The 12,917-nt window shown below is 58.4% G+C and carries 13 protein-coding genes; 9 read left to right on the forward strand and 4 right to left on the reverse strand.

Going from position 1 to position 12,917, the window contains the following annotated elements; genetic code table 11:
- The 3 genes from BBB56_RS14915 to ytfQ all read right to left on the reverse strand — a co-directional run.
- The coding region (locus BBB56_RS14915; RefSeq protein WP_148085444.1) for an ABC transporter permease at window positions 1-886 on the reverse strand (886 nt) is incomplete at its 3' end.
- Window positions 879-2,399, reverse strand: a complete 1,521-nt coding sequence (locus BBB56_RS14920; RefSeq protein WP_123801859.1) for a sugar ABC transporter ATP-binding protein — start codon at window positions 2,397-2,399, stop codon at window positions 879-881. The genes BBB56_RS14920 and BBB56_RS14915, both read right to left, overlap by 8 nt.
- Window positions 2,400-2,453: 54 nt before the next feature.
- Entirely contained in the window at window positions 2,454-3,410 is a 957-nt protein-coding gene (gene ytfQ / locus BBB56_RS14925) for a galactofuranose ABC transporter, galactofuranose-binding protein YtfQ (RefSeq protein ID WP_123801732.1), read from the reverse strand.
- A 712-nt stretch (window positions 3,411-4,122) separates the two neighbouring features.
- On the opposite strand from ytfQ, the gene ydgT reads away from it, so the two are divergent.
- From ydgT to nth, 9 genes are all read left to right on the forward strand, one after another.
- Complete coding sequence (ydgT, locus tag BBB56_RS14930; RefSeq protein ID WP_123801733.1) at window positions 4,123-4,338, forward strand: transcription modulator YdgT; 216 nt, start codon at window positions 4,123-4,125, stop codon at window positions 4,336-4,338.
- A 90-nt stretch (window positions 4,339-4,428) separates the two neighbouring features.
- Window positions 4,429-4,872, forward strand: a complete 444-nt coding sequence (locus tag BBB56_RS14935; protein WP_123801734.1) for a DUF2569 domain-containing protein — start codon at window positions 4,429-4,431, stop codon at window positions 4,870-4,872.
- Between the two features lie 123 nt (window positions 4,873-4,995).
- On the forward strand, window positions 4,996-5,577 hold the full coding sequence (gene rsxA / locus BBB56_RS14940; RefSeq protein ID WP_123801735.1) for an electron transport complex subunit RsxA: 582 nt from the start codon (window positions 4,996-4,998) through the stop codon (window positions 5,575-5,577).
- Window positions 5,577-6,155, forward strand: coding sequence for an electron transport complex subunit RsxB (rsxB, locus tag BBB56_RS14945; RefSeq protein ID WP_123801736.1), 579 nt, complete (start codon window positions 5,577-5,579; stop codon window positions 6,153-6,155). Before rsxA ends, rsxB begins: the two co-directional genes overlap by 1 nt.
- Window positions 6,148-8,529, forward strand: a complete 2,382-nt coding sequence (gene rsxC / locus BBB56_RS14950; protein ID WP_123801737.1) for an electron transport complex subunit RsxC — start codon at window positions 6,148-6,150, stop codon at window positions 8,527-8,529. Before rsxB ends, rsxC begins: the two co-directional genes overlap by 8 nt.
- Entirely contained in the window at window positions 8,530-9,588 is a 1,059-nt protein-coding gene (gene rsxD, locus BBB56_RS14955) for an electron transport complex subunit RsxD (RefSeq protein ID WP_123801738.1), read from the forward strand.
- Between the two features lie 3 nt (window positions 9,589-9,591).
- Window positions 9,592-10,224 (forward strand): electron transport complex subunit RsxG, encoded by a 633-nt coding sequence (rsxG, locus tag BBB56_RS14960; protein ID WP_123801739.1) that lies wholly within the window; start codon window positions 9,592-9,594, stop codon window positions 10,222-10,224.
- Entirely contained in the window at window positions 10,217-10,921 is a 705-nt protein-coding gene (locus BBB56_RS14965) for an electron transport complex subunit E (protein ID WP_123801740.1), read from the forward strand. Before rsxG ends, BBB56_RS14965 begins: the two co-directional genes overlap by 8 nt.
- Complete coding sequence (gene nth, locus BBB56_RS14970; protein ID WP_123801741.1) at window positions 10,918-11,553, forward strand: endonuclease III; 636 nt, start codon at window positions 10,918-10,920, stop codon at window positions 11,551-11,553. Before BBB56_RS14965 ends, nth begins: the two co-directional genes overlap by 4 nt.
- A gap of 28 nt (window positions 11,554-11,581) precedes the next feature.
- Here the strand turns inward: nth and BBB56_RS14975 are convergent, their stop codons facing one another.
- The gene (locus BBB56_RS14975; RefSeq protein WP_123801742.1) at window positions 11,582-12,277 is read right to left on the reverse strand and encodes a CTP synthase C-terminal region-related (seleno)protein; all 696 of its coding nucleotides are present in this window, start codon (window positions 12,275-12,277) and stop codon (window positions 11,582-11,584) included.
- Between the last annotated feature and the right edge of the window lie 640 nt (window positions 12,278-12,917).

Consider the following 12,917-nt stretch of genomic DNA (forward strand, 5'->3'; position numbering starts at 1 on the left):
GGTTATTCCCCCCCGAAAAAACCGGGCCGCGGACGGGCACCAGCACAGGATTAAGGCCCCCCCCCAGCGGCGAGGCGCCGCCGATCACCACGGCCAGAATCGCATCCAGCTCCAGCCATAATCCGGCGTTATTGGCGTCTGCGCCGCGAATATCGGCGGTGACAACCACCCCCGCCACGGCCGCGCACAGCCCGCTAATCACATAGGGAGACATCACCACCAGCCAGCCGGTGACGCCTGCATTGCGCGCCGCGCGCAGATTAATGCCCACCGCTTCGATAAACAGACCGAGCGCGGTCTTGCGCGTCAGCAGCCATACCAGCACGGCGACCGCCAGCGTAATCCACACCGGCACCGGCAGCAGCCACAGCGAACCGCTGCCCAGCCAGGCCAGGCTGACGCTGTCGAAGGTCACGATTTGCCCCTGGGTAATCAGCTGGGCAATGCCGCGTCCCGCCACCATCAAAATCAGCGTGGCGACAAAGGGCTGAATACGCAGCAGCGCCACCAGCACGCCGTTCCACAGGCCGCACAGCAGTCCCGCGCCCAGCGCGGAAAAGATCACCACCGTCAGGCTGTGTCCCGCGACCGTCAGCGTGGCGGCGGTCGCTCCGGCAATCGCCATCACCGCGCCTACGGAAAGATCGATGCCGCCGGTGGCGATCACCAGCGTCATTCCGACGGCCAGCAGCGCCACCGGCGCGGCGCGGTTAAGAATATCGATCGGGCTGCCGAACAGGCGGCCATCCTGTAAGTGCACGGCAAAAAAGTTATTCGCCACTAGGCTGTCTACCAGCAGCACCAGAATCAGCGCCGCGATTTGCGGCAGGCCCGGCGGCAGCCGAAATTTACGTCGTTCGGTCTTGGTCATATGGGATTCAAGCATGTTGTGCCCTTCCATCCGCAATGGCGTTAACAATGGACGCCACTGACAGCTGCTCAAGCGGGATCTCCGCGACCTGCTTCAGGTCACGCATAATCAGCACGCGATCGGCATAACCCACCAGCTCCTCCAGTTCAGAGGAGATCACCAGCAGCGCCAGCCCGTCGGCGCACAGTGATTCGATCAGGCGGATGATTTCGGCGTGCGCGCCGACGTCGATGCCGCGCGTCGGTTCATCGAGGATCAGAAACTGCGGTTTTGTCACCAGCCAGCGCGACAGCAGCACCTTTTGCTGGTTGCCGCCGGAAAGCAGCTCAACCGGCTGGTCAGCGTGCGGCGTGCGAATACCGAGGCTTTTGATAAAACGCTCCGCGATGGCCTGCTGCTCGCGACGCTTGATAGGCCGCAGCCAGCCGCGCTGCGCCTGCAACGCAAGGATAATGTTTTCGCGCACCGAGGCCGCGCCGATAATGCCGTCGGTCTTGCGATCTTCCGGACAGAATCCCATGCCAAGACGCGACGCCTTTGCCGGCGAGCGAATAGTCTGGGGTTTGCCCTTGATGGTTGCCGTGCCGCGGTCGGGACGACGAATGCCAAACAGCACTTCCGCGGTTTCGGTACGGCCGGAACCAAGCAGCCCGGCCAGCCCCACCACTTCGCCAGGGCGAACCTCAAGGCTGAAAGGTTCGATGGTGCCCTTTTTGCCGTAGTCACGGAACGAGGCGACCGGCTGATTGCTGCGCAGCGTGCTGCCCTGACGTTGCAGCGCCGTTTCCAGCAGCTCGCGCCCCAGCATCAGCTTGATCAGCTCGATTTGCGGCAGCGTCGCGGTATCGCGCGTGGCAATAAACTGGCCGTTGCGCAGCACCGTAATGCGGTCGGTAATGCGATAGACCTGATCGAGAAAATGGGTGACGAAAATCAGGCTCATGCCTTTGGCTTTAAGCTGCGCCATCAGGGTAAACAGCATATCGACTTCACTGGCGTCGAGGCTGGCGGTCGGCTCATCCAGGATCAAAACCTGTGCCGAGAGATCCACCGCGCGACAGATGGCGATGATCTGCTGCATCGCCACCGAGTAGTGACCCAGCGGACGCGTCACGTCCAGCGCAAAACCATAGTTGCGCATCAGCGCGTCGGCGTCGCGCACCATGCGGCGCCGATCGATCATGCCGAAGCGGCGCGGCTCGCGCCCGATAAATAAATTGTCGGCCACCGACATGTTCGGTAGCAGATTCACTTCCTGATATACCGTACCTATGCCCATCTCTTGCGCGTCGGCGGTGCTGCGCGGCGCGATAGCCTGCCCGTTCAGGGTCAGGGTGCCCGCGTCGCGGCTGTAAACACCGGTCAGCACTTTAATCAGCGTCGATTTTCCGGCGCCGTTTTCGCCCAGCAGCGCCATGATTTCGCCTTTACGTACGCTAAAGGAGACATTATCCAGCGCTTTAACGCCGGGGAAGCCTTTGCTGACGCCGCTGATAGTGAGTAGCGTGTCGTCATTGTGCGTAGTCATCATGTCAGCTCCGCCTCAACAGATAAAAAGCCGCTCGTGAGAGCGGCTCGCGGCTCAGTAGCCCATGCCTTTTTTGGTGTCCAGCTGTGCCTGCGCGTCGGCTGGCAGATATAGTCGGGATTCGGTTCGGGTGATTTTCGGCGGCAGCGTGCCGTCTTTTTTGAATTTCTCCAGCGCGTCGAAAGCAGGACCGGCCATGTTGGGCGTCAGCTCCACGTTGGCGTTGGCTTCGCCCGCCAGCATGGCTTTATAGATGTCCGGCACGCCGTCGATAGAGCCAGTAAGAATATCTTTGCCCGGTTTGAGTCCGGCTTCCTTGATCGCCTGAATCGCCCCGATCGCCATATCGTCGTTATGCGCATAGACCATGCAGATGTTCTTGCCGTTATTTTCCGCCTTGATAAAGCTCTCCATAACCTCTTTACCTTTGCTGCGGGTAAAGTCACCGGACTGCGAACGCACGACTTTGATGTTCGGATGACCGGCGATAGCTTCGGCAAAGCCTTTTTTACGGTCGATGGCGACGCTGGCGCCGACGGTGCCCTGTAGCTCCACAACGTTACACTTCTTGTCGCCGACGGTTTTCACCAGCCAGTCGCCAATCAGTTTTCCTTCCAGTACGTTGTCCGCCGTCACCACGGTCATATAAAGCGATTTGTCTTTTACGACGATGGCGCGATCAAGCAGGAAAACCGGAATCTTAGCGTCTTTGGCCTCTTCCAGTACCGGCTCCCAGCCCGTCTGCACTACCGGCGCGATAAAAATGGCATCGACGCCCTGGGCGATAAAGGAACGCACGGCCTTGATCTGGTTTTCCTGTTTTTGCTGGCCGTCGGCGATTTTCAGCGTGATGCCGCGCTTCGCTGCTTCACTTTTCGCCACGTTGGTTTCCGCTGAGCGCCAGCCGGATTCAGAGCCAACCTGAGAGAAGCCGACCGTCAGGTCTGCGGCCATGACCGGCGCGGCGAGCGCGGCGCTGACCAGGCTGGTCAAAAGTAAACGTTTCCACATAGATTGCACTCCTCTGAAGGGCGTTTGCGAGTAAGGGTAAAGAGCCTGTTTAGCCTGGCGTAAAACCGGCGCAATTAGGGCGACGCGCTTCACAAAACGGTTCAAATTAAAGGAGTTACGTGCAGATCCGGCAGGTCAGGCATACAAGCGGCATGGACAAAATAACTGTGGAATTTTGGCGCTGTGGTTAAATAAATGTAATAAAGAGAATCGCTTATGAAATCTGCATTTGAAAGCGATTACAATTTTAGGCAAACATTGGTCATTCTCTCGCAGTCCGTATCAGATAATAAATTTGTGATTATCCGCACAGTCGCCGAAGCGCGCCGGGCTGGCGGCCGGGGACAGGCGTAACAGGGGTAAATCCGAATAAACTCAACGCTTTTTATTGCACGTCTTTCTCTACCGATAAGGTAAACCTGCGCAGTTAATAACGGTTTATTCGCCTGGCGCAGGCTATTTTCGCCAGCGTTTATTGCAAAAAAACCGCAATCGCGTCTTGCGCAGCAGCCAGCGGCGTAGTCAGGGCTGACAGGGCTTTTCAGCGCCCGTATCAGGGCGATGCCAGATGAAAAAAAGCGCAAAACGTGCCTTTTTAACCCACTGGTCGCCATTACTGGAAAATTTAAATATTATTTAGGATAAGCCACTGGACAGAAAATGCCGGCTCCCTATACTGGGCGCTCCCCTGTTCTCTTCATTTATGACAATCATGACTGCGCAAGATTACCTGCTCAAATTTCGCAAAGTAAATAACCTGGAAAGCCTCGAAAAACTCTACGACCATCTTAACTATTCGCTCACCGATAACAGGGAACTTATCAATATGTATCGTGCTGCGGATCACCGTCGCGCCGAACTCGCCTCCGGCGGCAGGCTCTACGATCTGGGCTGCGTCCCCAAAACCGTATGGCATTACGTGGTCTGATCTTCCCTCCTCTTCACCTTTTCTGCGTGAGCGGGCGCGGGCCGACGTGTTATCCTCTACCGCTTTTCTCGTCGCAACAGGAACACTGCAATGAATAAACCGGTAACCGCACCGCGTCTTGGCGGATGGCTGCTCGTCCCGCTCGCCTGGCTGATTATGACCATGCTGACCAGCGCTCTGCTGCTGGCCATGTACCTCAGCCCGCTGTTCAACCCTGAATGGCGCGCCACCCTGTTTTCATACCAGGGGTTACTGGTCACCAACTGGGTCGTTTCGCTGCTGACCGCGCTGGCCGTCTGGCTTTACAGCCTGTGGGTTTGCTGGATGTTCTGTAAGCGCTCGCGCCGGTTGCCGCGCCACTACATTATCTGGTTGCTGGTCACGCTGCTGCTGGCGCTTAAAACCTTCGCTTTTACCCCTGTGGCCGATGGCAAAGCGGTCCAGACGCTGCTGCTGACGCTGCTCGCCGCCGCAGTTTTCGTGCCCTACTTCAAACGGTCGCAGCGCGTGAAAACCACCTTTATCCAGCCGTAACGCCGCGAGTTTAGACAATAATTTAATTCTGAGTGCGAAACCGCTTTCTGCTTCTTGCACAGTGGTTGAGATAGCGTCACAGATCACAGATAATAGGTCGCTTTCCGAATTAATGGCGAAAAAATGACCGATTATCTCTTGCTGTTTGTAGGTACAGTGCTGGTAAATAACTTCGTTCTGGTGAAGTTTCTCGGCCTGTGTCCCTTTATGGGCGTTTCCAAAAAACTGGAGACGGCGATTGGCATGGGTCTCGCTACCACCTTTGTGATTACGCTGGCGTCGATTTGTGCCTGGCTGGTTAACCACCTGATTCTGGTGCCCCTTGACCTGGTTTATCTGCGTACAATGGCCTATATCCTGGTGATCGCCGTGGTGGTGCAGTTCACCGAAATGGTGGTACGCAAAACCAGCCCCTCGCTTTATCGTCTGCTCGGCATTTTTCTGCCGTTGATTACCACGAACTGCGCGGTCCTTGGCGTCCCGCTGCTGAGCGTCAATCTTAATCACACCTTTTTACAGGCGGCCATCTACGGCTTTAGCGCCTCACTCGGCTTCTCGCTGGTCATGGTGCTGTTTGCCGGTATGCGTGAGCGACTGGTGCTCGCCAATGTTCCCGCCCCCTTTAAAGGTTCCTCTATCGCGCTGGTCACGGCTGGTCTGATGGCGCTGGCATTTATGGGCTTTAGCGGTCTGGTGAAATTCTGATGACGGCGATCTGGATTGCAATTATTGTTTTGAGCGCGCTGAGCCTGGTGTTCGGCGCGCTGCTGGGCTATGCCTCGCGCCGCTTTGAGGTCGAAGAAGATCCCATTGTCGAGCAGATCGACGAACTGCTGCCGCAAAGCCAGTGCGGACAGTGCGGCTACCCCGGCTGTCGTCCCTATGCCGACGCGGTGGGAAACCACGGCGAGGCTATCAATAAATGCGCGCCCGGCGGCGAGCAAACCATGCTGAAACTGGCGGCGCTGCTGAACGTCGATCCGCAGCCGATTGACGGCGATGAGACGGCGAAAGAGCCGGTGCGTACCGTAGCCTGGATTGATGAAGCGAACTGCATCGGCTGCACCAAATGTATTCAGGCCTGTCCGGTCGACGCTATCGTCGGCGCAACGCGCGCCATGCACACCGTACTGAGCGACGTCTGCACAGGCTGTGATCTCTGCGTCGCCCCCTGTCCTACCGACTGCATCGAAATGCGTCCAGTGGCTACCACCACCGCTAACTGGAAGTGGGACCTCAATACCATTCCTGTACGGGTGATCCCGGTAGAAAGTCATGCTTAATCTGTTGAATATCTTTCGTAAAGAGAAGCTGTGGGATTTCGAGGGCGGCATCCATCCGCCGGAAATGAAAACCCAGTCCAACGGCACGCCGCTTAGCCAGCTGCCGCTGCCGGATCGGTTTATCATTCCGCTGAAGCAGCATATCGGCCATGAGGGTGAAATTTGCGTCGCCCCTGGCGATCGCGTACTGCGCGGCCAGCCGCTGACCTTTGGCAATGGCCGCATGCTGCCGGTGCACGCGCCAACCTCCGGCACCATCGACGCCATTGCGCAGCATATGACTGCGCATCCGTCGGGGCTGTCAGAGCTGTGCATTTTTATGTCGCCGGATGGTGAAGACCGCTGGACCACGCTGGTCCCGATGGCCGATTACCGTCAGCGCGAACGCAGCGAGATTGTGCAGCGTATCCATGACGCAGGCGTTGCAGGCCTGGGCGGCGCGGGCTTCCCGACCGGCACCAAGCTGCGCGGCGGACTGCGCGGCGTCAACACCCTGATCATCAACGCGGCGGAGTGCGAACCCTATATCACCGCTGACGATCGTCTGATGCAGGATTATGCCGCCGAAGTGCTGGAAGGCAGCCGCATCCTTGCCTGGGTGCTTCAGGCCGAGCGCGTGCTGATCGGCATCGAAGACAACAAACCGGAAGCTATTGCCGCGCTGAAACAGGCGCTGGGCGGCGAACGGGACCTGCAAATTCGCGTGATCCCCACGAAATATCCGTCCGGCGGCGCGAAACAGCTGACCAAAATTTTGACCGGTCTGGAAGTGCCGCACGGCGGCCGCTCCACCGATATTGGCGTGCTGATGCAGAACGTAGGCACGGCCTGGGCGGTGAAGCGCGCCGTTATCAACGGCGAACCGCTTACCGAACGCGTCGTGACCTTAACCGGCGAGGCGATTGCACAGCCGCGCAACGTCTGGGGCCGCATCGGCACCCCCATCAGCCATCTGCTGCGCCATGCAGGCTTTACCCCGGCGGCGCGACAGATGGTGATTATGGGCGGCCCGCTGATGGGCTTTACCCTGCCGTCGCTTGACGTGCCGGTGGTGAAAATCACCAACTGCATCCTCGCGCCCTCCGCCAGCGAGATGGGCAACAGTGAGGAAGAGCAGTCCTGTATTCGCTGCTCCGCCTGCGCAGACGCCTGTCCGGCGAAGCTGCTGCCGCAGCAGCTTTACTGGTTCAGCCAGGGCGGCGACCACGACAAAGCGCGCGCCCATCATATTGACGACTGTATTGAGTGCGGCGCCTGCGCCTGGGTATGTCCGAGCAATATTCCGCTGGTGCAGTACTATCGCCAGGAAAAGGCCGAGCTGCGCGCCATCGATCTTGAGGCTAAACGTACCGCCGAGGCAAAAGCGCGTTTTGAGGCGCGCCAGGCGCGTCTGGAACGGGAAAAACTGGCGCGCGAAGCCAAACATGAGCAGGCTAAACAGCGCGTCGCCCGTAATGATGAAGGCGAACTGGCTGCTGCGCGCGAGCGCGTAATGGCCAGACGACAGGCCGCAGGCGAAGTCGATCCTGCCGTAGAAGAAGCGCAACGCCAGGCGCGTCATGCCCAGGCGCATCTGCGTCAGGCCGAAGCGCAGGCGGAAACGCAGGCCCTGAGCCGTCAGGCAGAAGATCCGCGCAAGGCAGCAGTAGAAGCGGCGATTGCCCGCGCCAAAGCGAAGAAAATCACGCAGAGCGACGCGCCGCAGCCTGACGCCGCGGCCGACGCTGTCGATCCGCGCAAGGCAGCAGTTGAAGCGGCGATTGCCCGCGCCAAAGCGAAGAAAGCCGCGCAGAGCGACGCGCCGCAGCCTGACGCCGCGGCAGAGACCGTTGATCCGCGCAAGGCCGCGGTCGAAGCCGCGATTGCCCGCGCCAAAGCGAAGAAAGCCACGCAGAGCGACGCGCTGCAGCCTGACGCTGAGGCCGACGCCGTCGATCCGCGCAAGGCCGCGGTCGAAGCCGCGATTGCCCGCGCCAAAGCGAAGAAAGCCGCGCAGAGCGACGCGCCGCAGCCTGATGCTGAGGCCGACGCCGTCGATCCGCGCAAGGCCGCGGTTGAAGCGGCGATTGCCCGCGCCAAAGCGAAGAAAGCCGCCGCTGCGCAGGCCGCAGCCGGTACGCTGACCGAAGAGGTTCAGCCGGTTGAGGACGTACCGCCGGTCGATCCGCGCAAAGCGGCGGTGGAAGCCGCAATTGCCCGTGCCAAAGCGAAAAAAGCCGCTGCCGCGCAAGAGTCAGAAAAGGACGTCGTGACCCCCGACGTTGAACACAGTGATGCGCGTCCGTCGGATGACGCGCGCAAGGCAGCCGTCGCTGCCGCTATCGCCAGGGCTAAAGCGCGTAAAGCGCAGACGCCGTCGACGTTTGAGGAATAAATGGCTTTTCGTATCGCAAGTTCTCCCTATACCCATAACCACCGCAGCACCGGCAATATTATGCTGCTGGTGGTGCTGGCGGCCGTGCCCGGCTTCGCCGCCCAGTGCTATTTTTTCGGCTACGGCAGCCTGTTGCAGGTTGTGCTGGCCGTCCTGACCGCCTGGCTGGCGGAAGCCGCGATTCTGCGTCTGCGCAAAGCGCCGGTCGTGCCTAATCTGGCGGATAACTCCGCGCTGCTGACCGCCGTGCTGCTCGGCATCAGTTTACCGCCGCTGGCGCCCTGGTGGCTGGTGGTGATTGGCACCGTTTTCGCCATTATCATTGCCAAACAGCTGTACGGCGGACTGGGACAAAACCCCTTTAATCCGGCGATGGTCGGCTATGTGGTGCTGCTGATCTCCTTCCCGGTACAGATGACCAGCTGGCTGCCGCCCGATGCGCTCCAGGCGATAAAACCCGGCCTGACTGACTCGCTGAGCATGATTTTCACCGGCCACACCCTGGCGGGCGACACCATGCAACAGCTGCAAATCGGCGCAGACGGCATTAGCCAGGCGACGCCGCTGGATAATTTCAAAACTGGCCTGCGCGCCGGTCACAGCGCGGAACAGCTGCTGGCGCAGCCGATTTATACCGGCATCCTGGCGGGTCTTGGCTGGCAGTGGATCAACGTCGGCTATCTGGCGGGCGGATTGTTTCTGCTGTGGAAGAACGCGATTCGCTGGCATATTCCGGCGGCGATGCTGCTCTCGCTGGCCTTTTGCGCCACGCTGGGCTGGCTGATTGCGCCCGACAGCCTGAATACCCCGCTTATCCACCTTTTCTCCGGCGCAACGATGCTCGGCGCGTTCTTTATTGCTACCGACCCGGTTACCGCTTCGACGACTAACCGTGGCCGCCTGCTCTACGGCGCGCTGATTGGCCTGCTGGTATGGTTGATCCGCAGCTTTGGCGGCTACCCGGACGGCGTCGCCTTTGCGGTGCTGCTGGCCAATATTTGCGTTCCGCTGATCGATTACTACACCCAGCCGCGCGTTTACGGCCATCGTAAGGAGTAATCGATGTTTGAAACTATTCGCAAGAATGCCGTTACGCTGGCGCTGTTCGCCGTAGTGACCACAGGCTTAACCGCCGTGGTGAACTACGTGACTAAACCGACGATTGCGCATCAGACGGCGCTGAATCAGAAAAATTTGCTGGATCAGGTTGTTCCGGTAGAAATGTACGATAATCAGATTCAGCGCGAATGTTACCTTGTCACCGATCCGGCGCTGGGAAACGCGACGGCGCACCATCTCTATCTGGCGCGCAAAGGCGATAACCCCGTCGCGGCGGCGCTTGAGACCACCGCGCCGGACGGCTACTCCGGCGCGATTCAAATGCTGGTAGGCGCGGATTTCCACGGCAAAGTGCTGGGCGTGCGCGTGATTGAACATCATGAGACGCCCGGTCTCGGCGATAAGATCGAACTGCGCATTTCTGACTGGATTAACAGTTTTAACGGCAAAGTGGTCCACGGCGCAGACGATAAAGCCTTTGCGGTAAAGAAAGACGGTGGTGAATTTGACCAGTTTACCGGCGCAACTATTACGCCGCGCGCGGTGGTTAACGCCACTAAACGTACTGCGTTACTGATTGAAACCCTGAGCGGCAGACTTGCCTCGCTGCCGGAATGTGGAGACGCAAATGAGTGAAGCGAAAAATTTGCTGGTTGGCGGCCTGTGGAAAAACAACTCGGCGCTGGTACAGCTGCTGGGACTCTGCCCGCTGCTGGCTGTGACCTCAACGGCCACCAATGCGCTGGGCCTCGGTCTGGCCACTACGCTGGTGCTGACGATTACCAACAGCGCGATTTCCGCGTCGCGTCGCTGGGTGCCGTCGGAGATCCGTATTCCTATCTACGTGATGATCATCGCTTCGGTGGTGAGCTGCGTGCAGATGTTGATCAACGCCTACGCCTATGGCCTGTATGAGTCGCTCGGCATTTTCATTCCGCTGATCGTGACCAACTGTATCGTGGTGGGTCGCGCCGAAGCCGTGGCATCCAAAAGCAGTATTCCCCTTTCCGCGCTGGATGGCTTCGCTATCGGCATGGGCGCGACCTGCGCAATGGTTACGCTCGGTTCAATCCGCGAACTGATCGGCAGCGGCACCCTGTTTAACGGCGCGGATCAGCTGCTTGGCCCCTGGGCGAAAGCGCTGCGCATCGAAGTGGTGCATTTTGACTCGCCGATGCTGCTGGCGATGCTGCCGCCGGGCGCCTTTATTGGTCTGGGTATGCTGCTGGCCCTGAAATATCTTATTGACCAGAAAACGAAGCAGCGCGCGGCTCGTCGCGCCGAAGAAGCGGCCGCCGCCGGGCTGCATGAGCATGCCGGGAAGGCAGTGTGAACCAGACGAAACGCGTTGAAATCCTCAGTCGGCTGCGGGATAACAACCCGCATCCCACCACTGAACTTAACTTCAGCTCGCCGTTTGAGCTGTTGATCGCGGTGCTGCTGTCAGCGCAGGCTACCGACGTCAGCGTCAACAAAGCCACGGCAAAGCTCTATCCTGTAGCGAACACGCCTGCCGCCATGCTGGCGCTGGGCGTCGAGGGTGTAAAGGAACATATCAAGACCATTGGGCTGTTTAACAGCAAAGCCGAAAACGTGATCAAAACCTGCCGCATTTTACTGGAGCGGCACGGCGGCGAAGTGCCGGAAGATCGCGCCGCGCTGGAAGCCTTGCCGGGCGTGGGCCGTAAAACCGCCAACGTGGTGTTGAATACCGCTTTTGGCTGGCCGACTATCGCCGTGGATACCCATATTTTTCGCGTCAGCAACCGCACCCGCTTTGCCCCAGGAAAGAATGTGGAAGAAGTTGAGGAAAAACTGCTGAAGGTGGTGCCAAAGTCGTTCAAGGTCGATTGTCATCACTGGCTGATCCTGCACGGACGCTATACCTGCGTGGCGCGCAAGCCGCGCTGCGGCGCCTGCCTGATTGAAGATCTGTGCGAATATCCGGATAAAACGGAAATATAGCAGGCGCGCGAGCGCCCGTTATTTTATCTCAGGCTCTCAGCGCCGCCTGAAGCCAGGCAATCACCAGCGGCGAGTTTTTGTTCAGCAACGCGGCGCGCTCTGACTGAAACAGCGTCGCCACAAAGAAAGGGTGATCGGTCAGCTCTATGCCGCGCACGTCACCCGCCTCATCCCAGGAGGTAATGCGCAGATTTTTACCTTCCAGCGCCTCGCTAAAGTCGGGATTAACGCCGAAATTACAGTGGTAACCCTCGTCGCCTGACTGCGCGCCATAGGCTGCGGCTATCCGCGATCCCGGCGCGAACCTGACGACGCCTCGCTGCTCCACCAGCGAGCAGCTTAACGGCGCGATCACCATACGTCCGCCTTTATCCGTTTCTGCATGACTGGCGTCGTGCCAGCCCAGCACGTTACGCGCGTACTCAATGACCGCATACTGAAACCCGCCGCAGGATCCCAGCAGCGGTTTATGATGCTCTCGCGCCCAGCGAAGCGTGGCAAACACCGCCTCGTCATTGACGTAAGGACTGCCCGGCACCACCCAGATGGCGTCGCTGCCGCGCACGGCGCTAAGATCGGCAAGCTCGTTTGTCGGCAGCCAGTTGACGTTAACGTTAATATCCAGATGCGTTGCGGCGCGCCTGATAGCCAGAGGAATAGCCTGGTGGGCGACCGCCGTCGCGCGATAATCACCGACCAGCGCCAGGTTTAAAGAAGCTGCCATAATAACGTCCTGTAAGGGAGAAGCTGACAGGCTAACGGAGTGTAAAATCTTTGTCGAGACGGTAAAAATCGTAATTCTTATTCGTCAGGTCCGGGCATTTATTCACAGTGCTGTCACAAGATTTACAGCCCCCTCAGGCTAAATTTCACGCGGAGGCTTGCCAGACCCTGCGATCAGTCAGCTAGTCCACACGGCACGCGGCTTTCCCTTTTTTCACACGCTGAATTAATGCCTTAGGGATCAGAGTGTTCTGCTGACTGACGCTGCTAAACACAATCTGACGAACTATTATGCAAATCAACTAACAAAACCATGCATTATGAAATAAAAGTCTGTACAAATAATTATCAACAACACCATTTGCTGTCTTAATCGCCAGAGGCAGCTTATCTGGTTATTGTCGTGCTCTGAGCATGAAAAACAAACGTTTGTTCTGTTATAATCTTTCTTATTGAAATTTAAATCCGACCGTTTAGCAGGGTTAAGTTTTTAAACCTTACATAACCCAGGCTTTTCAGCATTCAAAAAATCCTTGCCCTGATGCGCGTAATCAGCCACATTAGGCCCCGCTTTTCCCTACTAATAACAATGTCGCGCATGGAAACCTGACATGACGCGGACTTATTTCCTGTCATAAAAC

The organism is Candidatus Pantoea deserta, from assembly GCF_003813865.1.
GTDB lineage: Bacteria > Pseudomonadota > Gammaproteobacteria > Enterobacterales > Enterobacteriaceae > Pantoea > Pantoea deserta.